Origin of the sequence: Erwinia typographi, assembly GCF_000773975.1 — a bacterium.
In the GTDB taxonomy this organism is placed as follows: domain Bacteria; phylum Pseudomonadota; class Gammaproteobacteria; order Enterobacterales; family Enterobacteriaceae; genus Erwinia; species Erwinia typographi.
The window spans coordinates 22,416-48,295 of sequence record NZ_JRUQ01000007.1 but is presented as its reverse complement, the minus strand read 5'-3'; the positions used below and the strand labels follow the sequence as shown (position 1 = coordinate 48,295).

The following is a 25,880-nucleotide window of genomic DNA, read 5'->3' as shown; positions in this document are numbered from 1 at the left end:
TTATAAAGCAAGTCGCAAAGGGTAGAGATAACGGCGGAAAAAGGAAAGGGGAGAGAAGATAATTTTCTTCATGGTGAGAGTTATGCCCTTAGCTGGCATAACTCTCACTTATCACGTTTTAGTAAGCGCCGTCGCGGCGCAGTACCACACCGGCGGTTTTAAACAGGATGGCAATATCGGTCCATAGCGCCCAATTCTTCACGTACCAGGAATCAAAATAGACGCGCGTATCATAGTCGATATCGTTACGACCGCTGACCTGCCAGAGGCCGGTCATGCCCGGTTTGGCCATCAGATAGTAATCAACATCTCCGGCATAACGCTCAAGCTCTGCTTCAATAACCGGGCGGGGCCCGACCAGGCTCATCTCGCCCCTGATCACGTTCCACAGCTGCGGCAGTTCATCCAGACTGGTTTTACGCAGTAGGGCACCGATTTTGGTCACGCGCGGGTCGTTCTTCAGTTTAAAGTCTTTATCCCACTCGGCACGGGCTTCCTCGCTGGTTGCCAGCAATTCTTCGAGAACTTCTTGCGAGTTGGTGACCATTGAGCGGAACTTCAGGCACTTAAATTTCTTGCCGTCCTGGCCCACGCGTTCATGACCATAAATTTTATTGCCGCCGTCGCGTCCTACCATCCAGCAGATCAGGGCAAAGGCCGGAGCCAGGAACAGCAGCAGCAGCGAGGCAACCACAACATCAAAAGTCCGTTTGAGGAAGCGGGATGAGCGTTTAGCCAGGTTATTGCTGACCCGTAGAATCATCACTTCATGGCTGAAGATAAAGGACATGTCCGTCCCGTACAGCGGCACGCCGCGAAGCGTAGGCACCACTGAGACCGAGCGGCACTTCTTCTTCGACAGCAGCTTCAGCCACTTATCGCGCATGGCCTGCTGTTCATATTCCATTGCCACGATGAACTGAGTATTTTCCAGATCGACCGTATCCCAGACGATATCCCTGGAGGTAATGACCGGAACGCCGTGCAGGCTCTCTGCGCCGTTATGTCCATTGCTGGCAACAAACGCCTTCACTTCATAACCCAGCAGCTCTTCACTTTGCAGCGCGGCATAGGCTTCGCGGGCATTCTTACCTGAGCCGATAATAATGGTCTGCTTCTGCCACTGGCCAGCTTTCAGGATCGCGTGCTTGACGGTTGAACGCAGCAGCGGCACCAGGATCAACGCGTAGGTCCAGGTGAAGCTCCAAATCGTCCGTGAGAAGTCCCACTTTGAAAAGGCAATCAGCGCCAGATCCAATAGTGAAAAAATCACTAACGTTTTGATAATTTCTTTTAATTCAAACCAGAAAGGTTTGCGATAAGTGTAGTGGCGCAGCCGCATCCAGAACCAGGCGGTACAGACAATTGACATGACAAATTGCGCCGTAAAGCGAATCTGCACTTCCTGAGGGGGAATAAAGATATCTAAATTACCCCAAATACCTTTCACGGTTGCCGCAGATAAAAACAGTGCCAGGTTAATAGAGATTAAATCTGAAAGACTTAATGCAACCTTGGCAATAATGTTTTTTCGTGTGCCGCTAAAAGCGCGGCGACGGTTATTCAGTACCAGAGTACTTGCCATAATGCCTGCTCTCTTTTCATTAAGAATCAGTAGCCTGACGAGGTTCAAGCACGCGTTCAGGAGTAACGTTATCAACGCTAATTCCCATAGAATCAATAAATTATTCTTGGTGGATCGCTGCATTCAGGGCGAAAAGGCAAAGGAAACAGTACCAGGATATATTGCAACATTAATATAACACTGTTTCATCATGAAGCAGTTCAACGAGTATGCAGGAGTTATTTGCGTTAGTTAATACGGGAAATTCCTAAAAGCGAGGAGAAAGTGAACAAAATAAAATTAGCAAAAACAAAAAGTAAACGAAGCGGCTAAATAGCGCTAACCCCGTATTTTTATGACGGATTAATAACAGCAGGAAGGCAATTTAATGAAGAGTTCACCGTCGCAAGGCGCCGCAACGGTGAAAGAGACAAACGTCTCAGGCGGGTTTTTTCAGTATCCAACGATCCTGCTGTTTGTCATAATGGCCGATGGCTAAATCGACGGGTTTACCGTCGATCCACGCGGGGACGCTGGTTTCATCATCCCAACCGTCGAGCTGAGTGCTCAGGCCAGGATTGGTAATACAGGGAATGCTGACGGTATCCACATTGTGCGCATCCAGTTCGGCATCGACGATCTCATAGCGACCAATCTTAACGACATGACCCATGATATTCTCCTTTCTGACCAGACACGAACCTTAAGCGTAGTCGTTATCTCCGGGAGATCTAGCCGTCGGAGCCAGGAATATTCCTTGTCTTACCCCTGTCGGGCCTGTTCCTTCTCATCCGCTACGCGCACCCCAATTTTCATAATCTCGTTGGCCTCTTTCTCCGCCACGGTCCAGACCATATTTTTCCACTCTACCTGGTCGCCCACTACCGGCGCGCCGCCGATCATGCTGGCAATCAGATGACCAAGCGTCTGCCGATCGTTGGTTTCAGCATCAAGGTCAATGCCGTAGATTTCTGAGACATCGTGCAGCCGCGCATCGGCCTGTAGGATAAAGTCGCCGAAGAAGCGCTGATCCAGCGAAACGGCAGGTGACTGGCTGAACAGCTTCCCTAGTTCGGGCAGGTCTTTCTCCCGGCCAATAATGCACAGTACGTCGCCTTCGTGCAGGCGGGTATTACCGGTAGGGTGCAGCAGTAAATTGTCGCGGAACAGCGCGGCAATCCGGGTTTCCCTGGGCATTTTCAGATCCCGCAGGGCTGCACCCACGCACCACTTGTCCTCGCCGATCTGATAGACAAACTGTTCCCATGGGTTTTCAGGATGGATATCTAGTCCTACGCGCGAGATCGGTGAAGCCGTTGGAGGGACGATAACGCGGGCTTTCTTTGCCGCAAAGCCCAGCGAGGTGCCCTGAACCATCAGCGAGACCAGCACCACGAAGAAGGCGATATTGAAGAACAGCGGAGCGTGCGGCAGTCCGGCCATCATCGGGAACACCGCAAGAATGATCGGCAGCGCCCCACGCAGGCCAACCCAACTGATGAAGAAACGCTCGCGGGTACTGAAACCCCGAAACGGCAGCAGGCCAATAAACACCGATAAAGGACGGGCAAACAGGATCAGCCAGGCCGAGAGCAGCATGGCGGGCAGCGCAATATTCCACAGATCCTTCGGGTTAACCAGTAACCCCAGCACCAGGAACATGCCGATCTGACTCAGCCAGGCCATGCCGTCAAAGGTCTGCAAAATTCCGTGGCGGTTACGGATAGGGCGGTTCCCCAGGACGAAACCGCAGAGATACACCGCCAGGATGCCGCTGCCCTCAAGCAGGGTAGTCAGAGCGAACACCAGAATGCCACCGCTGACCGCCAGCAAAGGATAGAGGCCGCTGGACAGCGAAACCCGGTTAATCAGCTGCTGCAACGCCCAGCCGCCGCCTAATCCCAGCACGATCCCCAGGCCGAACTGCTGAATGAGATGCACCACAAACATCCAGCTCAGGCTGGTCTCCCCCAGTTGGATCATCTCGATCAGGGTAATAGTCAGAAATACCGCCATCGGGTCATTGCTGCCAGATTCGATCTCAAGCGTTGCGCTGACACGCTCGTTCAGCCCTTTACCACCCAGCAGTGAAAAGACCGCTGCCGCATCGGTAGAGCCGATGATGGCCCCAACCAGGAAGCCATCAATCATGTTCAGGTTAAACAGCCACGCGGCCGCCATACCGGTCAGGCCGGCAGTGATCAGTACGCCAATTGTCGCCAGTGACAGCGCGGGGCCAAGGGCCACCTTGAACGAACTTGCCTGGGTGCGCATCCCGCCATCCAGCAGAATTACGGCCAGCGCCAGGTTACTGATCAGATAGGCAGCAGGATAGTTATCAAAAGCGATGCCGCCGATGCCATCAACGCCAGCCAACATGCCGAGCGCAAGAAAAATGACCAAAATCGGAATGCCAAGCCTGGATGAGAAAGAACTCAGCAAAATGCTTGCGGCGACCAGCACGGAACCGATAATAAACAAACTGTAAATAGCGCTGGCTTCCAAGGCATCATTCTCCTGTGTGATAAAGGCTTTCTTTAACAGTGTGTTGTAAGAGCACCCTGCTTGTCAAAATATTGGCGTATTTTATGCAGTACGAATTGAAATCTGCGCTAATAACGGATAATAACTCAAAATGTTGGCTGCCGAATGCCGTTCAGTGCGCATTAAACGGGGTTTATTTAACGGATTGATTGTAAAAGAGGGCGAAAGGGGCGTTTTGTGGTCTTTAGCGGCAGGGAGAGCGAAGCCAGCAACGCGGTCACTGGCTTCTGGAGCAGAACGGCACTATCAATAGTTCTCTTCGGCCTGTTTGTGGAACAGTTCGCGGAACACCGGATAAATATCCTCAGGCTCACGGATATGCTGAATGGCGAAGTTATCGAACATCGCCTGCAAATGTTCATATTCACGCCACAGGGTCTGATGCGCCCGACGGGTGATCTCAATGTAGCTGTAGTAACGCACTACCGGCAGAATATTCTTGGCGAGGATCTCATGACACAGCGGTGAGTCATCAGCCCAGTTATCACCATCCGAGGCCTGCGCAGCGTAGATATTCCACTGCGCCGGGTCGTAGCGATCTTTGACTACCTCATCCATCAGCTTCAGAGCGCTGGAAACAATCGTGCCCCCGGTTTCCTGCGAGTAGAAAAATTCCTGCTCATCGACTTCCTTCGCCTGAGTGTGGTGGCGGATGTAGACCACGTCGACGTTTTTATAGGTCCGGCTAAGAAACAGGTACAGCAAAATATAAAACCGCTTAGCCATATCCTTGGTCGCCTGATCCATTGAGCCAGAGACATCCATCAGGCAGAACATCACGGCCTGGCTGGAAGGTTCCGGGCGTTTTTCAAAGTTTTTGTAGCGTAAATCGAAGGTGTCGATAAACGGCACGCGTTTGATGCGGGCACGCAGCTCGGCAATCTCTTTGCGCAGCCGCTCCTCTTCAAGCAGCTGGGCGGGTTCGGCTTTTTCAATGGCTTCCAGCGAAGCTTCAAGCTCGCTGAGCATCCGCCGTTTTCCGGCGGTCATCGCCGTACGGCGGGCGAGCGAGTTCTGCAGTGAACGAACCACGCTGATATTTGCCGGCACGCCGTTAGAGGTATAGCCAGCACGATGCACTTTATACTCGTTCAGCTGACGATGCTGATTTTTTTTCAGATTAGGCAGCGCCAGGTCTTCAAACAGCAGGTCGAGATACTCATCTTTGGAGATATTAAAAACGAATTCGTCCGAACCCTCACCGTCCTGACTGGCGTTACCCTGACCGCTGCCACCGCCGCCGCCGCCCTGAGGGCGCTCAACCCGGTCATTCTGCACAAAATGGTCATTGCCAGGATGCACGCGATGGCGCTGTCCTCCGCGCCCCTGGTGGAAACTCGGTTCGTTAATGTCATCAATGGGAATAGAGACGGATTCGCCGCTTTCAACGTCAGTTACCGAACGCTTATTGATGGCCTCGGAAATCGACTGTTTGATTTGCGACTTGTAGCGGCGCAAGAAGCGCTGGCGATTCACCGCGCTCTTATTTTTGCCGTTAAGACGCCGATCGATAAAATAGGCCATAACTCCCCCACACAACGTTGCAAGCTGGGTCGGGTTTCCCCGACCCCTTGAAATGGACTTCTGAGGCAACTATCAGGACGACTTTCTGACTCGCAGATACCATTCGCACAGCAGGCGAACCTGTTTACGGGTGTAACCTTTCTCCATCATGCGGTCAACGAAATCATCGTGTTTTTTCTGCTCATCCGTGGACGTTTTGGCATTGAACGAAATGACCGGCAGCAGCTCTTCAGTGTTAGAGAACATTTTCTTCTCAATCACCGTCCGCAGCTTCTCGTAGCTGGTCCAGTTAGGATTGCGTCCACTGTTGTGCGCACGGGCACGCAGCACAAAGTTGACGATTTCATTACGGAAGTCTTTAGGATTACTGATCCCGGCAGGCTTCTCGATTTTTTCCAGCTCCGCGTTCAGCGACTCACGATCGAACAGTTGCCCGGTATCGGGGTCGCGGTATTCCTGATCCTGAATCCAGAAGTCGGCGTAGGTCACGTAACGGTCGAAAATATTCTGACCATACTCCGAGTAGGACTCCAGATAAGCCGTCTGAATCTCTTTGCCGATAAACTCAGCGTATTTCGGGATCAGATAGCCCTTCAGATGTTCCAGGTATTTCTCAGCCTGATCCTGCGGGAACTGCTCGCGCTCAATCTGCTGTTCCAGCACGTAGAACAGATGGACAGGGTTAGCGGCAACTTCAGCATGGTCAAAGTTGAACACGCGGGAGAGAATTTTAAAGGCAAAACGGGTCGACAGACCGTTCATCCCCTCGTCCACGCCAGCGTAGTCACGGTACTCCTGATAAGATTTGGCCTTTGGATCGGTATCCTTAAGGCTTTCACCATCATACACCCGCATTTTTGAGTAGGTGCTGGAGTTTTCCGGTTCTTTCAGACGCGAGAGGATCGAGAAACGGGCCAGCGTCTCCAGCGTGCCGGGCGCGCACGGCGCGTGGGTCAGCTCACTATGGTCGAGCAGCTTGTTGTAAATTTTAATCTCTTCCGACACGCGCAGGCAGTAAGGCACCTTAACGATGTATACGCGGTCGAGAAACGCCTCGTTGTTCTTGTTGTTGCGGAAGGTGACCCACTCAGATTCATTGGAGTGCGCCAGGATAATGCCGTTGAACGGCAGGGCGGAAATCCCCTCGGTGCCGTTGTAGTTCCCTTCCTGAGTTGCGGTCAGCAGCGGATGCAGCACTTTAATGGGTGCCTTGAACATCTCGACGAATTCCATGATCCCCTGGTTCGCCCGGCACAGCGCGCCGGAGTAGCCGTAAGCATCAGGATCGTTCTGGGCGTGGTTTTCCAGCTTGCGGATATCCACTTTACCCACCAGGGCAGAGATGTCCTGGTTGTTTTCATCACCCGGCTCGGTTTTGGCTATCGCCAGCTGTTCCAGAATCGAAGGCCAGACCTTAACCACTTTAAAGCGGGAGATATCGCCACCGAAATCGTGCAGGCGTTTAGCCGCCCACGGGGACATGATGGTGCCGAGGTAGCGGCGAGGGACGCCATACTCTTTTTCCAGAATATTGGCATCTTCCTGCGGGTTGAACAGGCACAGCGGATGGTCATTCACCGGGCTGCGTTCGCCATCCGCGCTCAGTACGTAAATAGGGACGCGCTGCATCAGCGACTTCAGCCGCTCTGCCAGCGAGGATTTACCGCCGCCGACCGGACCGAGCAGATACAGAATCTGTTTTTTCTCCTCGAGGCCCTGAGCGGCATGTTTCAGGTAAGAGACAATCTGTTCAATTGCCTCCTCCATGCCGTAGAACTCCTCGAAAGCGGGGTAGCGTGCAATGACACGGTTAGAGAAGAGTCGGGAAAGGCGTGGCTCCAGAGCAGTGTCAACCATTACTGGCTCACCGATGGCCATTAATAGTCTTTCTGCAGCGTTGGCGTATGCACTGCGATCCTGCCGGCAAACGGCAAGAAATTCCTGCAGTGTGAACTCTTCGTCCTTGGCAGCTTCATAACGCTGACGATAGTGATCGAATATATTCATAGCGATGCCCGTCCTTTCTTTTTTAGCACAGGTACCAGGAGCCTAATTGTGGTTAGCTCCTGAAGGAACTTATAACCAGGTACAGCAACCCTTATGCCAACCTGACATTTTTTTATCAGGATACATAAAACCTATGGTTGCTCTGCCCGCCAAAATTTAGCATGTCTCATTTAAGCGTAGTTGGCATTTAAGATATTTCCTGAACCTGGAACGATTTTCAATGCAATTTCAACAACAAAGTCAGAAACCGTAGCGGCGATGACCTTATCTGATGCGGGCTGGCTGAATTTTGTAAATAAGCCAACACAATTGCTCTTTACCTCCTTTACGGCTGAATTGATTCTACGTGCTACAGGGTATGTAAATTTTTAACCAAAGTGCAATGTGCTGATAGACTAATGACTTAATTGTTATATTTATGGAATGAATTAATTGTGAACTATTTCAAAGTTAGCGCGCTTGCCGTACTTTTGCCCTGTGGATTGATCGCGCTCCCAGCGCATGCCAACCCGCTCACCCTCGGCGCTTCGGTGATTTACAGCCAGAGCCCGTACAAAGGTGGCGAAGGGCGTTACTACCCGTTCCCGATTGTCAATTACGACGGCGACAGCTTCTATATTCACAGCCTGAGCGCTGGTTACTACCTGTGGAAAGACCCGGCAAACCAGCTTTCGCTGACCCTGCTTGGCTCACCACAGAACTTCGACCCTGACGACACCAAAGACAAACGCCTCAAAGCGCTGGATAAGCGCCATATGACGATGATGGGCGGCCTCAGCTACAGTCACACCGCGGACTGGGGGATTGTGCGCACGGTGCTGGCTGGCGACCTGCTGGACAACAGCGACGGCTTTATCTGGGATCTGAGCTATCTGTATCGCTTCCAGTTCGGCGATGTGACGTTGACGCCGGGTATTGGAGCACTCTACAGCAGTGACAATCAAAATGACTACTACTATGGCGTGTCGAAGAGCGAATCGCGCCGCAGTGGGCTGAACAGCTACGAAGCCGACGGCAGCTGGAACCCCTATCTGGAGCTGACCGCCGCGTACAGCATTAACCAGAACTGGAATGCCACGCTGTCAGGGCGTTATACCCGACTGAGCAGCGAAGTGAAAGACAGTCCGATGGTGGATAATAATTCTCAGGTTACCGTCTGGACTGGCATCAGCTATACCTTCTGATTCACCGTCATGCACTAAAAAAGGGCGCTTTGCGCCCTTTTGCACAATTACGGCGATCAAAAATGGTGCGGGAGAACAGTATGTCAAAAAAAGTGATTTTTTCCGACGGCACGGCATTACCTGCAATAGGCCAGGGAAGCTGGTATATGGGTGAAAATGCCAGTCAGCGAAAGCAAGAAGTTGCTGCGCTCCAGGCTGGCCTCGAACTTGGCCTGACGCTAATCGATACGGCTGAAATGTATGCAGATGGCGGTGCTGAAAAGGTGGTGGGCGAGGCGATAAAAGGGCGCAGGGAGAGTGCCTGGCTGGTTTCTAAAGTCTATCCGTGGAACGCCGGGGTGGAGGCGGCGGCGGAGGCCTGCGAACGAAGCCTGCGCCGGTTGAAAACAGACTATCTCGACCTTTACCTGCTTCACTGGCGGGGAAACGTGCCGCTTGAGGAGACCCTCTCCGCGCTGGAATCGCTCCAGCGTGCTGGAAAAATTGTGCGCTGGGGCGTATCTAATTTCGACAGTGAAGATTTAAACGAGCTGCTTGCTGAAAAGGGCGGCGCGGCCTGTGCAACCAATCAGGTGCTTTACCATCTGGCTTCACGGGGCATTGAATACGATCTGCTTCCCGAGTGCCAGCAGCGGAAGATTCCGGTGATGGCGTATTGTCCGCTTGCTCAGGCTGGGCGACTGCGGCGAGACCTGATGGCGCATCCGCTGCTGAATGGCATTGCACAACAAAAGGGCATCAGTGTGCCCCAGCTGCTGCTGGCCTGGGCCATCCGCAAAGAGGGCGTCATCGCCATTCCTAAAGCCAGCTCGGCGGCGCACGTTGCCGAAAATGCCGCTGCGCTTGAGGTGATGCTGACCAGTGAAGAGCTGTCAGCGATTAATCAGGCCTTTCCTGCACCAACGGAAAAAATGCCGCTGGATATTGTCTGAGGTACGGCGGGGAAAGCATCCGCTTTCCCCGTGCGTGAGTCCGCCATTCAGGCATTTTTACGCAATCTGATGGTGGCGGCCAGGCGAGAAGGGGATTCGCCTGCGCTAATCAGTGGCGTTGAAATGTGCGCGGTTTCAACGCAGACCATGGTTTTATACCCTTCATTCGGCATATCACCCATGCTACAGGAGAGTTCTGGTCCCGGATTCCATGTGACAACGTCACTCTGATAGTGATGATACACTTCAATAACCCGCTTACCGACCTTGTCGTTAATCACGCTACAGTCTTCCGGCTGCGTATGGATGCGGTCAACGCGATCTGGGTAGGTTTGCTTACCGTCCGGTGAAGTTCCTTCGCTACCGTTATTCACCTTGTCAATAAAGCTGTTGCCCAGCCCGCTAACTTCAACGCCAGCAATATCGGCCACCGAGAAATAGCTGTGCAGGGCTGCCGTCGCCTCAAAATCACCGTGCGCCTCCAGCTCAATCTCACAACGATCGGCAAAGCGGAAGCGGGCGAACAGCGTAAAGTCATGCGGCCAGAGCTTTTTAGTCTGTTCGTTGCTTTCCAGCACCAGCGTCAGCATGACGCTGTCATCATTCTCATCATGGGCGGAGAGCTTCCAGGGGAGGCTGCGCGCAAAGCCGTGCGCCGGTTCGCCTGCCGGTCCAAACCACGGCCAGCAAATCGGCACCCCGCCGCGGATCGCCTTTCCCGCGGCCCAGGCGGTTTTGTCACTCAGCCAGAGCACCGGTTTCTCGCCCGCTGGCTGCCAGGCCACCAGATGCGCACCCTGTAGCGTAACGGCCGCCCGGACTTTGGGATGGACAATCGTAATGATCGGCAGCTCGCCGATTTTACGCTGGGAAATATACGGGGTTATCTGTTCAATTACCGGAAGCGAAAAGATTTTCTCGTTCATCTGTCATCCTTACCTTCAGCGAAAAAAAAGGGCGACCGTAGTCGCCCTCTGTATCCGTTCACCACGCTTATTTAGCGATGTGAGCAACCAGGTCCAGGACCTTGTTGGAGTAACCAGTTTCGTTATCGTACCAGGAAACCAGCTTAACAAAAGTATCGCTCAGTGCGATGCCGGCCTTCGCATCGAAGATGGAAGTCAGGGTTTCGCCATTGAAATCGGTAGAAACCACTTCGTCTTCGGTGTAGCCCAGAACGCCTTTCATTTCGCCTTCAGCAGCGGCTTTGATTGCTGCACAAATTTCTTTGTATGAAGCAGGTTTAGCCAGACGCGCAGTCAGGTCAACCACGGAAACGTTCGGGGTAGGAACGCGGAACGCCATACCGGTCAGTTTGCCGTTCAGCTCAGGAATCACTTTACCTACTGCTTTAGCGGCGCCGGTAGAAGAAGGGATGATGTTCTGAGACGCGCCACGGCCGCCGCGCCAGTCTTTGTGAGACGGGCCGTCAACGGTTTTCTGAGTAGCGGTGGTAGCGTGAACAGTGGTCATCAGCGCTTCAACGATGCCGAACTTGTCGTTGATCACTTTAGCCAGCGGCGCCAGGCAGTTAGTGGTACAGGAAGCGTTAGACACGATTTCCTGGCCAGCGTAAGACTTGTGGTTTACGCCCATGACGAACATTGGGGTGTCATCTTTAGACGGACCGGTCAGAACAACTTTCTTCGCGCCTGCTTCGATGTGCTTACGCGCAGTTTCGTCGGTCAGGAAGATACCTGTTGCTTCAGCAACAACGTCAACGCCGATTTCGTTCCACTTCAGGTTAGCCGGATCGCGCTCAGAGGTAACACGGATGGTTTTGCCGTTAACAACCAGATGGCCGTCTTTAACTTCTACGGTACCGTCGAAACGACCGTGAGTAGAGTCATATTTCAGCATGTAAGCCATGTACTCTGCGTCCAGCAGATCGTTGATACCGACGATCTCGATGTCAGAACGCTGCTGAGCAGCACGGAAAACGATGCGACCGATACGGCCAAAACCGTTGATACCTACTTTGATAGTCATATATTCCACCAGCTGTTGTTAGTGAATAAAAGGTTGGCTGTAAAATTACAAAATCCTTACCAGGCGTCAAGCGGAATCGCTTCAATAGTTGCGACAAATCAAACCTGCGGACAGGAATTATTCACCTCTGAGCGCCTTCCGCCGCTACCACTAAACCTTGATCTTGGGTCATTCAGCCCGAATATAAAGGGGTGATGCAATTAAAGGGTGATCTGAGTCACATTTTCATCTTTGGGTGACTTTCAGATTCCGCCTGAGGTGAAAAAATCCCCTGACGTTGTTAAGTATTTGTTAGAATACTAGCCGATATTTTCAGAATCACACTGCCAGAGACCAGCAAAAATGGCTACTAAAGCACCTGACGAATTCAGCCCAGAGACCGACCTCAGCGAGATGCAGCGCTATGTCACCCAGCAGCGCGGGACCGAACCGCCTTTTTCCGGCAAGCTGCTGCATAACAAAGACGAGGGGGTTTATCACTGCCTCATCTGCCATGCTCCGCTGTTCCTCTCCGAATCTAAGTACGATTCAGGCTGTGGCTGGCCGAGTTTTTATCAGCCTCACAGCGACGACGCTATCCGCTATATCGATGATGACTCGCACGGAATGCAACGCATTGAAATCCGCTGCGGCAACTGCGATGCGCACCTTGGGCATGTGTTCCCTGATGGTCCACAGCCAACCGGCGAGCGCTACTGTGTGAACTCCGCATCGCTAAGTTTCTCTGACGATGATGGCAATAACATTAAAGGATAGCGGATATGCAGCTTGATGAAATGATTGCCTCCATGACTCCGGAAGTCTACCAGCGGCTGGTTACGGCCGTAGAAACCGGGAAATGGGCGGATGGCGTGGCGTTAACGGCGGAACAGAAAGAGAACAGCCTGCAGCTGGTGATGCTCTGGCAGGCGCGCCACAACGATAACCCCCAGCACATGAGCGTGGGCAAGGGGGGAGAAATGGTGATGAAGAGCAAGAAGCAGCTCAAAGAAGAGTTTGGCATCAGCGATGACGGCGTCACCCGTATCAGGTTACAGTAAATTATTCCTCCAGGAATAATTCCCGCTAACCAGGGCCGTCTGACGGCCCCTGAAGCGTCTGGAAGGTCGGTCGACGACAGGTCAGAGAATGACTGCCCCTTTAGCCGCCATCTCCGTCAGAGCGCGCTCAGCGTCGCCAGCCGTCAGATTGACGCCCCGGCAGCCCGCAGAAATAACCGTTACGGTATAGCCGAGCGATAGCGCATCCAGCACGCTGAACTTCACGCAGTAGTCCGTCGCCAGACCCATGATGGTCAGAGCCGTGATCCCGTAGGATTTGAGCAGCGTGTCCAGGTTGGTTTTCTTGCGGTGGCCGTTATCGTAAAAGCCGCTGTAGCTGTCTACCAGAGGGTCCTCGCCTTTGCAGACCCGGTCGGTGAGGAAGCGTTGATCAAGGGCAGGGTGTAACTCTGCGCCGTGGGTGTGCTGGACACAATGCGCGGGCCACCACACCTGTGGTAACCCCGCCAGCTCCCCCAGACTCCAGGGCTGCTGCGCCGCATTGGAGGCAAAGCTGCCGTGGCTGGCCGGATGCCAGTCCAGCGTTGCCACTACCGGCTGCTGTCGTCGGCTGAATTCGGCTGCGTAGTGGTTGGCAACGGCGATGGTGTCATCGCCCTCGCTTACCGCCAGCGCGCCGCCGCGACAAAAGTCATTCTGTAAATCAATCAGAAGCAGTGCCTGCCGGGTTGTCATCACAGCTTATCCCTTCTCGTCTGGAGTCAGTTCGCCGCGAAGGTTGACCTGCATCAGCCGCCGCACCTCATCACTGGCGAGGTCCTGGCTGAGCAGGAAGTGCAGCTTGGTCAGCGTCGCTTCCACCGTTAAATCAAAGCCGCTCACTACGCCAGCCAGCGCCAGCGCGTTGCCGGTGGCATAGCCGCCCATATTCACCTTGCCGGACATGCACTGGGTCAGGTTTACCACCACAATGCCTCTGGCGGAAGCTTCCTTCAGTTCTTTCAGGAACGCCGGGTTCTGCGGCGCGTTGCCCACGCCGTAAGAGCGAAGAATCAGCGCTTTGACCGGCTGGAGCAGGAAGTTGCTTACCACGTCCGCCGGAATGCCGGGATAGAGGGTTACCACACCGATCGGCTGCGGGGTGATGGGGTGTACAATCAGCGGCCCCTGACCCACTGGCGCAGGAGGCGTGTTCAGACGACGAATGTGGATTCCTGCTTCCAGCAGCGGCGCAAGATTTGGTGAAGCAAAGGCATTGAAGCCGTCCGCATGGGCTTTAGTGGTGCGGTTACCGCGAAAAAGGGTGTTGTTGAAGAACAGCGCGACCTCATTGATCGGGTAATTGGCTGCCACAAATAGCGCGTTGAGCAGATTTTGCTGGCCGTCGGAACGTAACTGCTCCAGCGGAATCTGTGACCCTGTCACGATTACCGGCTTGGCGAGATTTTCCAGCATAAACGAGAGTGCTGAGGCGGTGAAGGCCATGGTATCCGTACCGTGCAGGATCACGAAACCATCATAGCGATCGTAATTGAGCCGGATATCATCCGCAATCGATTGCCAGTCGAGCGGCGTCATATCCGAGGAGTCAATCAGCGGCTGATATTCGTGGATAGTAAAATCGGGCATTTCGGCACGATGGAACTCTGGCATATTAGCCAGCTGTCGCTGCAAATGGCCGGAGACGGGGATAAATCCCTGCTCGGAACGCTGCATACCGATAGTACCGCCAGTGTAGGCGACGTAGATGGATTTCTTTTGCATGACTTCACTCAGGCTGGCCGAAAAGGCGCAGTATAAGGGGAAAGTGGAGGAAAAGCAGCCCGACCAGAAGAGGCCGGGCTGGGCGTATTATTTTACCTGGCCGCAGGTCAGGCACATCGCATAGCGGTTCTGCGGATCGTTCATCGTATCGAACAGCCCCGGCTGATTTTTCAGCGTGGCCATCACGTCATACATCGGCGCTGGCAGCCAGGCTTTCAGCGCTTGCGGCAGCGCCGCGCGCGCAGAGACGTCCAGCTGACTGAACAGCAGGTCCGCAAAGCTCGGGTCGTCCTGATACCAGTTCAGCTTGCTGGTTTTCAGCTTCGCCAGCTCAGCGGCTTTCGCCACGGCATCATCGAAATCGCCCATCGCATCCACCAGGCCGTTGGCTTTGGCATCGCTGCCGGTCCAGACGTGGCCCTGAGCAATCTGGTCAATCTGTTCCGGCGTTTTATTGCGGGATTTAGCCACCAGACCCAGGAAGTTTTTATAGCCGTTCTCAATGCTCAACTGCATCATCTGCTGCACTTCCGGCGGCAGCGCCTTCGTGGTCGCCACGTCGGCAAGCGGAGAGGTGGAGACGCCGTCGGTATGAACGCCAATAGCGTCGAGCGTATTTTCAACCGTGTTAATCACGCCGAAAATGCCGATTGAGCCGGTGAGGGTGCTCGGGCTGGCAATAATGTAGCTGGCCGGAGTGGAGATCCAGTACCCGCCAGAAGCCGCCATGCCGCCCATAGAGACGACGACCGGCTTGCCCGCTTCCTTCGCCGCTGCCAGCTCTTCGCGGATGGTTTCCGAAGCGGTTACGCTGCCGCCAGGGCTGTTAACGCGTAGCACAATCGCTTTGATTTTAGGATCGAGCCGCGCCTGACGAATCTCCATCGCCGTGGTATCGCCGCCAACGCTTCCCGGCGTTTCTTCGCCGTCCATAATGGCGCCGTTAGCCATCACCACGGCAATATTGCCGTCCGACGAACCGTTGTCCTTCAGCTGATAGTCATAAATGCTGGTGCCTTTATAATCTTTAGCCTGCTGATCCCAGCCGAAAACTTTACTCAGCTGTTGATCAACCAGCGAACGGGAAGCCAGTTCGTCGACCAGCTTGTTGTCTTTGGCATAGATTGCGGTGTCGCCACCCGTTTTCTGCAGACCGTCCAGCAGCCCCTGAGCGCCAGGGAAGAGTTGTTCCGGGGTAATCTGACGGTTGGCGGCAACGGTGGTGAGGTAGTTCTGCCACAGCTCGCCAATCCAGCGGCTGTCCGCCATCCGCGCATCCGGTGACATATCATCACGCAGGAACGGCTCAACCGCAGACTTATAGGTGCCGACGCGGAAGACGTGAGAGCTGACCTTCAGATTATCCAGCAGCGATTTATAGTACAGGCCGTTGGTGGCGAAGCCGTGCAGATCGACGGTGCCCTGTGGAGAAAGGTAGATCTTGTTGGCAAAGCTGGCGAGGTAGTACTGCGCCTGGCTGTAGCTGTCGCCGGTAGCGTAAATGTGCTTGCCGCTGTCGCGGAATTCACGCAGCGCCTTGCCTATATACTGTAATGAGGGCTGATCGGCTCCGGCAAAGTCGCGAAGATCCAGCACCATTCCGCTGATATTGGCATCGCCTTTGGCCTGGCGGATGGCGTTCACCACGTCGAACAGGGAGTTTTCCTTCAGGCGGTCGCTACTGGCGCCCAGCAACGATCGCCCAATTTTACTGAGCTTGTTGCTGACCGAAGGCTTATCAACCACCACGCCGGTCAGGTCGACAATTAGCGCCCCTTTCTGCGGTTCGGCAGGGGTAGAGGAGGAGCTGAACTGGAAATAAATACCGGCGCAAATCAGGATCAGCACGATTAAGAACAGGTTGAGAATAAATTCCCGGACGAAATTCAGCAGTCGCCAGGTCCATTTGAAAAATCCAGCGAAAAATCGCCACAAAGTGCGCATATTATCTCCATAATCGCGATATAAAAGCCCGGAACAAGGCGGGCCCAGCGGCCCAAACCAGCCAGGGATGGTGACATCCTAAATAGCAGGGGGCAAATTGTCAGCAGGAAAAAGCGGAATGCTGTAACAAATCATCATCCTGTGCTAGTTTCAGCTAAATGAAAATCATTATCAGGAGGAAGTTATGGACGCACTGGATTTAGTGGTTAACCGTCGCTCGGCATCGCGTTTAAGCGAGCCAGCTCCGGCAGGAGAAGCGCTGGAGAACATTATCCGCGCGGGAATGCGCGCGCCCGATCACGGTACGTTGCAGCCCTGGCGTTTTATCGTCGTTGAAAACCAGGGTCGCGAACGTTTCAGCGCGCTGCTGGAGAGTGCCGCTCGTCAGGCGGGCCTTGAGGATAAAGCGATTGAAAAGGCTAAGCAGGCACCTTTCCGCGCGCCAATGATTATAACGGTAGTGGCGCACTGCGAAGCGGATCACAAGGTTCCCCAGTGGGAGCAACTGGTGTCAGCAGGCTGTGCGGTAATGGCAATGCAAATGGCGGCGGCCGCTCAGGGCTTTAATGGGATCTGGCGAACCGGTCCGTGGACTGAGGATCGGTCGGTGCGCGAGGCATTTCACTGCCGCGAGCAGGACAGTATCGTTGGTTTCCTCTACCTCGGCACGCCTCAGCTAAAATCTTCCACTACGGTCGTTCCTCCTGATACCGCTCCCTTTGTCAGTTATTTCTGAGTGACAAACGCCTTCTCAGCGGTCAGGGTTGTGACCTGCCGTGCATTTTGTCGGGATAATGAGCGAACGGACGGGAAAAAACCGCCAGAGTCTTACTCCCGTCTGGCTAAAGCGCTAACATGATGCCGGTAAATCAGAAGGGGAGTTACCAATGAGTGATAACGCGAGACGTCTGACACAGTACATCCATACTGATGCGGCGATCTGCGATTTGGCCAACGGGACGGCGATCGTCACTTCCTCAGCGAAATTTGCAGCGGTTCTGGTCTGTATGCCAGCGTCATGCGGCCCGCAGCGTTAATTGAAATTCTCCTGAAGGAAGTCACTGTCGGATGCGTTTGTTTATTGCCGAAAAGCCCAGTCTCGCCCGCGCCATTGCGGATGTTCTACCTAAGCCTCACCGCCGGGGAGAGGGTTTTATCGCCTGCGGCCAGGACCAGATGGTCACCTGGTGCATCGGTCACCTGCTGGAACAGGCGCAGCCGGACAGTTACAACAGCCGCTTTGCCCGCTGGTCGCTGGCCGACCTGCCGATCGTGCCGGAAAAGTGGCAGCTCCAGCCGAGGCCGTCCGTAGCCAAACAGCTTAACGTGATTAAAGAGCTGCTTGCGCAGGCTACTGAAGTGGTTCATGCGGGTGACCCGGATCGCGAAGGGCAACTGCTGGTGGATGAGGTGCTGGACTATCTGGCGCTGCCGCCGGAAAAGCGCGCTGCCGTTCAGCGCTGCCTGATTAACGATCTCAACCCTTCCGCGGTTGAAAGAGCGGTAAGCCGCCTGCGTGAAAACAAAGAGTTTGTTCCGCTGTGCGTTTCCGCGCTGGCAAGGGCAAGGGCGGACTGGCTTTACGGCATCAATATGACCCGCGCCTATACGCTGCTTGGACGCAACGCTGGTTATGATGGCCTGCTGTCGGTGGGCCGCGTGCAGACGCCGGTGCTGGGGCTGGTGGTGCGTCGTGATGAAGACATTGAAAACTTTGTGGCAAAAGACTTCTTCGAGGTAAAAGCGCATATCGTTACGCCGAATGAGGAGCGATTTGTGGCCCTCTGGCAGCCCAGCGACTCCTGCGAGCCTTATCAGGATGAAGAGGGGCGGCTGCTGCATCGTCCGCTGGCGGAACATGTAGTGGCGCGTATTGACGGCGCACCTGCCAACGTGACCAGCTATAACGACAAAAGGGAGAACGATACGGCCCCGCTGCCTTTCTCCCTTTCCAGTCTGCAAATTGAGGCGGGCAAGCGTTTCGGCCTTAGCGCGCAGACCGTGCTGGATACCTGCCAGAAGCTGTATGAAACCCACAAGCTGATTACCTATCCACGCTCGGACAGCCGTTACCTGCCCGATGAACATTTTGCCGGTCGGCACGCCGTTCTTAACGCGATTAATGCCCATCAGCCCGATCTTACCCCGCCAGCGGATTTCGACAGCGATCGCCGCAACCGCTGCTGGGATGACAAAAAAGTCGATGCGCACCACGCCATTGTGCCCACCGCGCGCAGTGCGCAGGTCAGATTGACCGAAAACGAAAGCACTATTTATCGTCTTATCGCCACCCAGTATCTGATGCAGTTTTGCCCGGATGCGGTCTATCGCAAGTGCGTGATCGAGCTGGATATCGCCGGTGGAAAATTTGTCGCCAAAGCCCGCTTTCTTGCCGAAGCTGGCTGGCGCGCGCTGCTGGGCAGCAAAGAGCGGGATGAGGAAAATGACGGCACGCCGCTGCCGGTGGTCGCCAAAGGCGACGAGCTGCTGTGCGAGCGTGGTGAGGTGGTTGAGAAACAAACCCAGCCGCCTCGTCCCTTTACCGATGCCACCTTGCTCTCCGCAATGACCGGCATTGCGCGATTTGTTCAGGATAAAGATCTAAAGAAAGTCCTGCGTGCGACCGATGGTTTAGGAACAGAGGCTACGCGCGCCGGGATTATTGAACTGTTGTTCAAGCGCGCCTTTCTATTTAAGAAAGGGCGCTACATTCACTCAAGTCCTGCCGGGCGGGCGCTGATCCACTCGCTGCCAGAAATGGCGGCGCGTCCCGATATGACCGCCCACTGGGAGTCCACGCTGACCAAAATCAGTGAAAAGCAGTGCCGTTACCAGGACTTTATGCTGCCGTTGGTGGAGACGCTGCATAGCCTGATTCATCAGGCCCGCCAGCAGCCTGCTGCGCAGGCTTTCCGTGGTATCCCGGCGGCGGAAGCGAAAAAGCCGCGCCGCAAGGCGACAAAAGCGAAGGAAACTGAGTGATGAAATTATCAGGCGTAATGATGCTGGCAGGGGCTTTACTGGTCGGCAGCCCGCTGTATGTCGCGGCAGAAGGCTGGAACGTGGGAACCGGCCATCATGCCGGGTCTGGCCAGGGAAACAGTAGCGACGCCAATGCCGATGTGGTGGTCGATCTGCCCCCGGAAGTCTGGACCCAGGGGCAGAACAGCAATCAGCCACCGTGCCAGCGCTGCTGTACCTATGAGAACCGTAGTTATACCGAAGGCTCAGTGGTCAGGATGGAGGGCGTGCTGTTGCAGTGCGCGCGCGATGGCAAGTCGTTTGGCACTAATAATTTGATCTGGCAAACGATCAAATAAATCACCGGCAGCGCCCGAACAAATCAGAAGCTGAACTGCGCCCAGATCGGCGCGTGGTCAGAAGGTTTCTCCATGCTACGAATGTCGTAGTCAATGCCGGTTGCCACGCAGCGCTCGGCCAGAGGCTGGCTGGCCAGCAACAGATCGATGCGCAGGCCGCGATTGTCATCAAATCCTTTCGAGCGATAGTCAAACCAGGAGAAGCGATCGTTAACTTCGGCATTCTGCGCCCGCCAGGTATCTACCAATCCCCAGCCCAGCAGGCGATCCATCCATTCGCGCTCTTCCGGCAGGAACGAACACTTGCCGGTCCGCAGCCAGCGCTTGCGGTTCTCTTCGCCAATGCCGATATCCAGGTCGCCAGCACTGATATTCATGTCGCCCATGATTAACAGCGGATTAGCAGGCTGCTGATCGTTCTCAAGATAGCTTTGCAGATCGCGGTAGAATTTCTCTTTAGCCGGGAATTTAGTGGGATGGTCGCGGCTTTCTCCCTGGGGGAAGTAGCCGTTTATCACCGTCAGCGTACCTAACGGGCTGGCGATGTCCGCCATGATCAGCCGACGCTGTGACTCTTCGTCATCGCTTGCAAAGCCCCGACGTACCGCAATCGGTTCAGCTTTGGTTAGCAGGGCGACGCCATAATGGCCTTTCTGTCCGTGATAAAACACATGATAGCCCAGTTTGGCGACCTCTTCTAACGGGAACATATCGTCGTGTACTTTGGTTTCCTGCAGACCGATAACGTCTGGCTGATGCTGCGCAACGATCGCTTCGAGCTGGTGCGGACGGGCGCGCAGCCCATTGATATTAAAAGAAACAAATTTCATGGTGTGGGCCATAAGTCGGAGGAAAAGTGGTTCGGATGGTAGCAAATAAACGGGGAAGGGGGAATATGAAAAATCGTGCTCTGAACCGGCATGCGGTAATCAAATGAGAGGGTGGTGTTAATGCTGGAAGTGCGGAGTGGGAAGGATTTTTCGTCGCTTTGCGACTCACCCTGCGGGTCAAACCTTCGAGGTCGAAGCTTCTCATCCTCCCCCGTGGGGAATATGAAAAATCGTGCTCTGAACGGGAATGCGGTAATCAAATGAGATGGTGGTGTGAATGCTGGAAGTGCGGAGTGGGAAGGATTTTTCGTCGCTTTGCGACTCACCCTTCGGGTCAAACCTTCGAGGTCGAAGCTTCTCATCCTCCCCCGTGGGGAATATGAAAAATCGTGCTCTGAACGGGAATGCGGTAATCAAATGAGATGGTGGTGGGGGGAAGGATTCGAACCTTCGAAGTCGATGACGGCAGATTTACAGTCTGATCCCTTTGGCCACTCGGGAACCCCACCACTGGGGAATAAAGTACTCATCACTTCTGACACTGGCCTGACAGGTGTGCTTCGAAGCGGGGCGCATCATATCAAATTAACTGAGCCTGTAAAGCAGCAATACAGTGAATGATGGCCGTTTGCGCTATTTTTATGCAGGCTGCTGTTTTGTCGGACAAAACAGCAGCCTAACGCTTACAAAATAATCGTACGGTTGCCGTAAACAAATACGCGCTGCGCCAGAACCTGATACAGCGCCCGGCTAAGGGCATTCTTTTCTACGTCCCGACCGGCACGCATCATGTCCTCTGCCGTGTAGGTATGATCCACATGGATTACGTCCTGCATGATGATTGGACCTTCATCAAGGTTGTCATTAACGTAGTGCGCCGTCGCCCCGATAATCTTCACGCCGCGTTCATACGCCTGGTGGTAAGGGCGCGCGCCAATAAATGCCGGCAGGAATGAGTGGTGAATATTGATAATCTGGTTCGGGTAACGCTGTACGAAAGCTGGCGTTAACACGCGCATGTATTTTGCTAACACCACGTAATCCGGCTGATAGCGGTCGATCTCCGCGGCCATATTGTTGTCATGTTCTTCGCGCGTTAAGCCTTCATGGCTCACCAGCACAAACGGAATATCAAAACGTTCAACCAGCGTGCGTAAGGTCTCGTGGTTGCCGATCACTGCGGCAATCTCCACGTCCAGCCCGCCATAGGTGCTCTTCATCAGCAGATCGCCCAGACAATGGGCTTCCTTCGTCACCAGAATAACGATGCGGCGACGACCTGCCGGGTTTAGCTCCCGTACCGATCCGGTGGGCAGGGCGCTGTCGAGATCCGCCAAAAGAGTGGTATCGTTAAAGATGCCCTCAAGCTCGGTGCGCATAAAAAAGCGTCCGGTACGGTGATCGACAAACTCATTATTCTGTACAATATTCAGCTCATGCTTGTAGCAAATATTGGTGATTTTGGCGATTAGCCCTTTAGCGTCCGGGCAGATGGTGCGTAAAACTTTTCGTTGCAGTGTTTGCGCTTGCATTGCAGTGGTAATCCTGTCGAAGCAATTCTTATGAGATCAGCGACCTTACTGGCCGCAGCATTTCTTGAATTTTTTGCCGGAGCCGCAGGGGCAGCGGTCATTTCGCCCTGTTTCAGGGTACGTTCCGTCAATATAGTACCAGCGTTGCTCAACCTGAACAAAGCGGGAACGTTCATGAATAAAGCTTTCGCGCTGATTTTCAGAGAAACGAGCAAAAAACGTCACGAACCCTTCGGACTTATCCCCAGGTTCTTCTGCCGCAATAATCTGTAGACTTAGCCAGCGGGTGGCCGAGAAACTCTCGATCAGACTGGCATGGAATCTCTGCGCATCGCACGACGGATGCCAGGTTGCTATCAGATAGCGGGCATCCTGCCGGACATACGCCGTATAACGTGAACGCATCAGGGCTTCGGGACTGGCCGCAATAGCCTCACTGTTCAGATAGGGTTGGCAACATAGGCTATACTGCAATCCGCTACCGCATGGGCAATGTTCTGACACGTAGGCTCCAGTGAGTGTGAAAGGCCGAATGATTTTGGCCGTCATGGTAACCGAGCGGTCACCATGATGCCATTTGTAAGTTAAGCAAACGCCAGAGGCAGAATGAGACAGGTAAAGATTGGATTGGCCCTGGGATCAGGGGCCGCCAAAGGATGGGCGCATATTGGCGTGATTAATGCGCTGGAACGGGCGGGGATTAAGGTCGATGTGGTTGCCGGCTGCTCCGTTGGCGCGCTGGTAGGCGCCGCCTATGCCAGCCATCGGATGCCGCTGCTGGAAACCTGGGTCTGTTCCTTCAGCTATTGGGACGTTATCCGCCTGATGGATTTCTCCTGGCGGCGCGGTGGGCTACTGCGCGGCGAACGGGTTTTTAATCACGTTCGCAGGCTGGTCCCTCACGACAATATTGAAGAGTGCGCCCTGCGCTTTGGCGCGGTGGCGACCAACCTGAGCACCGGGCGGGAGCTGTGGCTGACCGAGGGCGACCTGCATATGGCGGTTCGCGCCTCCTGTAGTATGCCGGGCCTGCTGGCCCCGGTGGCGTATAATGGCTACTGGCTGGTGGATGGCGCGGTGGTAAACCCCGTCCCCGTCTCGTTAACCCGTGCGCTGGGCGCGGACATTGTGATCGCCGTGGACCTTCAGCACGATGCCCATCTGATGCAGCAGGATCTGCTGTCGGTTACCCCGCAGTCTGAAGATGAAGTAAAAGCCTCCGTCACCAGTTGGGGAGGCCGACTGCGTCAGGGCCTGTCAAGAGTTGCGCAGCGCAAAATCAACCAGACACCCGGCGCAATGGAGATCATGTCCACGTCGATTCAGGTGCTGGAAAACCGGCTGAAGCGTAACCGGATGGCTGGCGATCCGCCGGACGTGTTAATCCAGCCGTTTTGCCCGCAAATTTCCACCCTCGATTTTCATCGCGCAGAGGAAGCCATTGAAGCCGGGAAGCTGGCTGTTGAAAAAAAGATGGATGAATTACTCCCGCTGGTTCGTCAAAAAGCGCTGCCGGATGAGTGAAATATGAGACTTCAGCCAAATCTGAGAGGCGCAATTGGGGTTTATGAGCCACTATTGACTAATCCAGTGTACAGGGGGGGATAATGGACAAGCCATTAAGCGGAAAAAAGATTCTGATTGTTGAAGACGAAGTCGTTTTCCGCTCTCTTCTGGACAACTATCTTTCTGCTCTGGGAGCGGAGATGATTCTGGCGGATGATGGCCTCCAGGCACTGGAAAAGCTCAATCAGTCCATCCCTGACCTGATGATCTGCGACCTGGAAATGCCCAGGATGAACGGTTTAAAGCTGGTCGAACATTTGCGCAGCAAAGGTAACACGCTTCCTATTCTGGTTATTTCCGCCACGGAGAATATGGCTGATATAGCGCATATTCTGCGGCTGGGGGTACAGGACGTTCTGCTGAAACCACTGAAAGATCTCGGGCGGCTGCGTGAAGCCGTCTATGAGTGTTTGTACCCCTCCATGTTCACCTCCAAAGTTGAGGAGGACGAGCAACTTTTCCAGGACTGGGACGCGCTGGTACGCGATCCACATGCTGCCGCTAAACTGCTCAAGCAGCTGCAACCGCCGGTACAGCAGGAGATTGCCAACTGTCGCATTAACTATCGTCAGTTAACCATGGCCGAGCAGCCCGGACTGGTGCTGGACATTGCCGCGTTATCAGAAAAGGATCTGGCGTTTTACTGTCTGGACGTTACCCGAGCCGGAGACAACGGCGTGCTGGCCGCGCTGCTGCTGAGGGCGCTGTTCAACGGCCTGTTGCAGGAGCAGTTATCCGGCCAGGCGCAGCGCTTACCGGAGCTGAACGGATTGTTGAAGCAGGTTAACCAACTGCTGCGCCAGGCCAATCTCAAAGGGCAGTTCCCACTTTTGGTCGGATATTACCATCAGGGATTAAAAAACCTGATCCTCGTTTCCGCTGGTTTAAACGCCACTCTTAACGTCAACACCCATCAAATTCAGCTCAGTAATGGCGTGCCGCTGGGTACGTTAGGCACTACCCATCTCAACCAGATTAGCCAGCGTTGTAAGGCGTGGCAGTGCCAGGTTTGGGGCGCTGGCGGCAGGCTGCGGCTGATGCTGTCCACAGAGTAAGCAACTCGTCAGGATTTCTGTTTATGTCGGGCAGACAGGGCCAAAGATAAGCTTTACACTTGGGTAATAGTCTTAATTTATGCTGAAAGGGTTCATCCAGGATAAATCCGTCATGATTCCACTGGTATACTCAATTCGTTTTTTAACTCGACATATCAAGTAATAACTTGAACGGCCTATAAAGAGAGGTACTTAGATGTCTGCCTATAAGTCCAAAGTAAAAAAAGCGGTTATCCCGGTAGCAGGTTTGGGAACGCGTATGTTGCCTGCAACCAAAGCCATTCCAAAAGAAATGCTGCCGCTGGTTGATAAGCCGTTAATTCAGTATGTCGTTAACGAATGTATCGCAGCCGGTATTACTGAAATTGTGCTGGTGACGCACTCATCTAAAAACTCCATTGAAAACCATTTCGATACCAGTTTTGAGCTGGAAGCGATGCTGGAAAAGCGCGTTAAGCGCCAGCTGCTGGAAGAAATTCAGTCTATCTGCCCGCCGCATGTGACTATCATGCAGGTGCGTCAGGGGCTGGCCAAAGGCCTGGGCCACGCGGTGATGTGCGCCTACCCGGTAGTGGGTAACGAACCGGTCGCGGTGATCCTGCCTGACGTAATCATTGATGAATATGAATCCAACCTGGCGACAGAGAACCTGGCCGACATGATGCGTCGTTTCGACGAAACCGGCCACAGCCAGATTATGGTTGAACCCGTTGCCGACGTTACCGCCTATGGCGTGGTGGATTGCCAGGGTGCGGAACTGTCAGCAGGTCAGAGCGCGCCGATGGTAGGCGTGGTTGAAAAACCAAAAGCTGACAAAGCCCCCTCTAACCTGGCCGTGGTAGGACGCTATGTGCTGTCTGCCGAAATCTGGCCTCTGCTGGCTAAGACCCCTCCGGGAGCGGGCGATGAAATCCAGCTGACTGACTCTATCGCCATGCTGATGGACAAAGAAACGGTAGAAGCCTACCACCTGAAGGGCGTAAGCCACGACTGCGGTAACAAGTTGGGCTATATGCAGGCTTTCGTCGAATACGGCGTGCGTCATAATACGCTGGGCAGCGACTTTAAAGAGTGGCTGGAAAGCACCGTTGGCACTAAAAAGTAAGTTTCATTTCTAACCGGGA

Annotated in this window: 24 protein-coding genes, 1 tRNA gene and 2 other RNA genes; 11 read left to right on the top strand and 16 right to left on the bottom strand. The window is 54.1% G+C overall.

Annotation, left to right across the window (positions count from 1 at the left end; genetic code table 11):
• Positions 1-118 precede the first annotated feature (118 nt).
• From wbaP to yeaG, 5 genes are all read right to left on the bottom strand, one after another.
• Entirely contained in the window at positions 119-1,585 is a 1,467-nt protein-coding gene (gene wbaP, locus NG99_RS02105) for an undecaprenyl-phosphate galactose phosphotransferase WbaP (protein WP_034887909.1), read from the bottom strand.
• 418 nt (positions 1,586-2,003) lie between these two features.
• A complete protein-coding gene (locus NG99_RS02100; RefSeq protein ID WP_034887907.1) occupies positions 2,004-2,237 on the bottom strand; it encodes a DUF1480 family protein in 234 nt (77 codons plus the stop codon).
• Between the two features lie 89 nt (positions 2,238-2,326).
• Positions 2,327-4,069, bottom strand: a complete 1,743-nt coding sequence (locus tag NG99_RS02095; protein ID WP_034887904.1) for a potassium/proton antiporter — start codon at positions 4,067-4,069, stop codon at positions 2,327-2,329.
• A gap of 285 nt (positions 4,070-4,354) precedes the next feature.
• On the bottom strand, positions 4,355-5,632 hold the full coding sequence (locus NG99_RS02090) for a YeaH/YhbH family protein (RefSeq protein ID WP_034887902.1): 1,278 nt from the start codon (positions 5,630-5,632) through the stop codon (positions 4,355-4,357).
• A gap of 72 nt (positions 5,633-5,704) precedes the next feature.
• Complete coding sequence (yeaG, locus tag NG99_RS02085; RefSeq protein ID WP_034887899.1) at positions 5,705-7,639, bottom strand: protein kinase YeaG; 1,935 nt, start codon at positions 7,637-7,639, stop codon at positions 5,705-5,707.
• Positions 7,640-8,073: 434 nt separating this feature from the next.
• On the opposite strand from yeaG, the gene NG99_RS02080 reads away from it, so the two are divergent.
• Entirely contained in the window at positions 8,074-8,823 is a 750-nt protein-coding gene (locus NG99_RS02080) for a MipA/OmpV family protein (RefSeq protein ID WP_034887897.1), read from the top strand.
• 80 nt (positions 8,824-8,903) lie between these two features.
• Positions 8,904-9,755: an aldo/keto reductase gene (locus tag NG99_RS02075; protein WP_034888021.1), complete on the top strand. Its 852-nt coding sequence runs from the start codon at positions 8,904-8,906 to the stop codon at positions 9,753-9,755.
• Positions 9,756-9,802: 47 nt separating this feature from the next.
• On the opposite strand, the gene NG99_RS02070 is transcribed toward NG99_RS02075, so the two are convergent.
• Both NG99_RS02070 and gapA read right to left on the bottom strand, forming a co-directional pair.
• Positions 9,803-10,681: a D-hexose-6-phosphate mutarotase gene (locus NG99_RS02070; RefSeq protein ID WP_034887895.1), complete on the bottom strand. Its 879-nt coding sequence runs from the start codon at positions 10,679-10,681 to the stop codon at positions 9,803-9,805.
• Positions 10,682-10,748: 67 nt separating this feature from the next.
• Complete coding sequence (gene gapA / locus NG99_RS02065) at positions 10,749-11,744, bottom strand: glyceraldehyde-3-phosphate dehydrogenase (protein WP_034887893.1); 996 nt, start codon at positions 11,742-11,744, stop codon at positions 10,749-10,751.
• A gap of 342 nt (positions 11,745-12,086) precedes the next feature.
• On the opposite strand from gapA, the gene msrB reads away from it, so the two are divergent.
• A complete protein-coding gene (msrB, locus tag NG99_RS02060; RefSeq protein ID WP_034887891.1) occupies positions 12,087-12,500 on the top strand; it encodes a peptide-methionine (R)-S-oxide reductase MsrB in 414 nt (137 codons plus the stop codon).
• Positions 12,501-12,505: 5 nt separating this feature from the next.
• Positions 12,506-12,784: a YeaC family protein gene (locus tag NG99_RS02055; RefSeq protein ID WP_034887888.1), complete on the top strand. Its 279-nt coding sequence runs from the start codon at positions 12,506-12,508 to the stop codon at positions 12,782-12,784.
• Positions 12,785-12,865: 81 nt separating this feature from the next.
• On the opposite strand, the gene pncA is transcribed toward NG99_RS02055, so the two are convergent.
• The 3 genes from pncA to sppA form a co-directional block, all read right to left on the bottom strand.
• Positions 12,866-13,480, bottom strand: a complete 615-nt coding sequence (pncA, locus tag NG99_RS02050; protein WP_034887886.1) for a bifunctional nicotinamidase/pyrazinamidase — start codon at positions 13,478-13,480, stop codon at positions 12,866-12,868.
• Positions 13,481-13,486: 6 nt separating this feature from the next.
• Entirely contained in the window at positions 13,487-14,509 is a 1,023-nt protein-coding gene (gene ansA, locus NG99_RS02045; protein WP_034887884.1) for an asparaginase, read from the bottom strand.
• Positions 14,510-14,596: 87 nt separating this feature from the next.
• Positions 14,597-16,453 carry a signal peptide peptidase SppA gene (sppA, locus tag NG99_RS02040; protein WP_034887882.1) on the bottom strand — a complete coding sequence of 619 codons (1,857 nt, stop codon included), beginning with the start codon at positions 16,451-16,453 and terminating at the stop codon, positions 14,597-14,599.
• A gap of 184 nt (positions 16,454-16,637) precedes the next feature.
• On the opposite strand from sppA, the gene NG99_RS02035 reads away from it, so the two are divergent.
• The 4 genes from NG99_RS02035 (at position 16,638) to NG99_RS02025 (ending at position 19,773) form a co-directional block, all read left to right on the top strand.
• A complete protein-coding gene (locus NG99_RS02035; RefSeq protein ID WP_034887880.1) occupies positions 16,638-17,189 on the top strand; it encodes an NAD(P)H nitroreductase in 552 nt (183 codons plus the stop codon).
• 151 nt (positions 17,190-17,340) lie between these two features.
• A complete protein-coding gene (locus NG99_RS29050) occupies positions 17,341-17,490 on the top strand; it encodes a hypothetical protein (RefSeq protein ID WP_157032528.1) in 150 nt (49 codons plus the stop codon).
• A gap of 31 nt (positions 17,491-17,521) precedes the next feature.
• Complete coding sequence (locus tag NG99_RS02030) at positions 17,522-19,435, top strand: DNA topoisomerase III (protein WP_034887878.1); 1,914 nt, start codon at positions 17,522-17,524, stop codon at positions 19,433-19,435.
• Entirely contained in the window at positions 19,435-19,773 is a 339-nt protein-coding gene (locus NG99_RS02025; RefSeq protein WP_034887877.1) for a DUF1496 domain-containing protein, read from the top strand. Before NG99_RS02030 ends, NG99_RS02025 begins: the two co-directional genes overlap by 1 nt.
• 23 nt (positions 19,774-19,796) lie before the next feature.
• Here the strand turns inward: NG99_RS02025 and xthA are convergent, their stop codons facing one another.
• The 6 genes from xthA to NG99_RS02005 all read right to left on the bottom strand — a co-directional run bounded on the left by xthA (position 19,797) and on the right by NG99_RS02005 (position 22,639).
• Positions 19,797-20,603, bottom strand: a complete 807-nt coding sequence (gene xthA, locus NG99_RS02020; RefSeq protein WP_034887875.1) for an exodeoxyribonuclease III — start codon at positions 20,601-20,603, stop codon at positions 19,797-19,799.
• A gap of 129 nt (positions 20,604-20,732) precedes the next feature.
• Positions 20,733-20,829: non-coding RNA, RtT sRNA (locus NG99_RS27865), on the bottom strand.
• Between the two features lie 60 nt (positions 20,830-20,889).
• Positions 20,890-20,986: non-coding RNA, RtT sRNA (locus NG99_RS27860), on the bottom strand.
• Between the two features lie 40 nt (positions 20,987-21,026).
• Positions 21,027-21,112: transfer RNA gene (locus NG99_RS02015), tRNA-Tyr, on the bottom strand.
• 174 nt (positions 21,113-21,286) lie between these two features.
• Positions 21,287-22,135, bottom strand: a complete 849-nt coding sequence (purU, locus tag NG99_RS02010; RefSeq protein WP_034887873.1) for a formyltetrahydrofolate deformylase — start codon at positions 22,133-22,135, stop codon at positions 21,287-21,289.
• 45 nt (positions 22,136-22,180) lie between these two features.
• Complete coding sequence (locus NG99_RS02005) at positions 22,181-22,639, bottom strand: YchJ family protein (RefSeq protein WP_034887871.1); 459 nt, start codon at positions 22,637-22,639, stop codon at positions 22,181-22,183.
• Positions 22,640-22,741: 102 nt separating this feature from the next.
• On the opposite strand from NG99_RS02005, the gene rssA reads away from it, so the two are divergent.
• The 3 genes from rssA to galU all read left to right on the top strand — a co-directional run bounded on the left by rssA (position 22,742) and on the right by galU (position 25,861).
• Positions 22,742-23,659 carry a patatin-like phospholipase RssA gene (gene rssA / locus NG99_RS02000; protein ID WP_034887869.1) on the top strand — a complete coding sequence of 306 codons (918 nt, stop codon included), beginning with the start codon at positions 22,742-22,744 and terminating at the stop codon, positions 23,657-23,659.
• Positions 23,660-23,742: 83 nt separating this feature from the next.
• On the top strand, positions 23,743-24,756 hold the full coding sequence (gene rssB / locus NG99_RS01995; RefSeq protein WP_034887867.1) for a two-component system response regulator RssB: 1,014 nt from the start codon (positions 23,743-23,745) through the stop codon (positions 24,754-24,756).
• A 196-nt stretch (positions 24,757-24,952) separates the two neighbouring features.
• Complete coding sequence (galU, locus tag NG99_RS01990) at positions 24,953-25,861, top strand: UTP--glucose-1-phosphate uridylyltransferase GalU (protein WP_034887865.1); 909 nt, start codon at positions 24,953-24,955, stop codon at positions 25,859-25,861.
• Positions 25,862-25,880 lie beyond the last annotated feature (19 nt).